This window comes from Pseudoroseomonas cervicalis ATCC 49957, from assembly GCF_000164635.1.
GTDB classification, from domain to species: Bacteria; Pseudomonadota; Alphaproteobacteria; order Acetobacterales; family Acetobacteraceae; genus Pseudoroseomonas; species Pseudoroseomonas cervicalis.
The window spans coordinates 1-570 of the sequence record NZ_GG771236.1 but is presented as its reverse complement, the minus strand read 5'-3'; the positions used below and the strand labels follow the sequence as shown (position 1 = coordinate 570).

Below are 570 nucleotides of genomic sequence, written 5' to 3'. Positions count from 1 at the left end.
CGGCGCCGGACAAGCCAGGCATGGCGGGCCGCTGGGCCCTGCCGCGCTGGTTCGCCGCCTCCGCCACGCTCAGCGTGCCGCAGGCGGCGGGGCCGGTGGCCTTCTCCCTGCTGGCCCTGCAATTGACCGGCGATGCCAGCCTCGGCGCCGCGCTGATCCTGGCCATGACGCTGGCCCAGGTGGCGGGCGCCATCCCGCTGTCGCGGCTCGGCAGTGGCTGGCCGCCGCATGTGGCGCTGCGCCGGCTCATCCTGGTCCGCACGGCGGGGCTGGGGCTGCTGGCGCTGCTGGCCGGGGGCGGCGCGCCGTTTCCCTGGCTGGTCCTGGCGGCGGCCATCACCGGCGCGGTGCATGGCGCGGCCTTCGGCTTCCTGCGCACGGTGCTGAACCAGCTGACCCCGGCCGAGCGGCTGCCACGCGCGCTCGGCATCGCCGCCACGCTGAACGAGGTCACCTTCGTGCTGGCGCCGGTCCTGGCCTCGCTGCTCGGCAGCGTCTCGCCGGTGCTCGGGGTGGTGGCGCTGGCCGGGCTCGGCGCCCTGCCGGCGCTGCTGGTGCCGCGCGGCGGCG

At 77.7% G+C, this 570-nt stretch carries 1 protein-coding gene; it reads left to right on the top strand.

Features of this window, described 5'->3' with window-relative positions:
• Nucleotides 1-20: 20 nt before the first annotated feature.
• The coding region (locus tag HMPREF0731_RS22755) for an MFS transporter (RefSeq protein ID WP_040614590.1) at nucleotides 21-570 on the top strand (550 nt) is incomplete at its 3' end.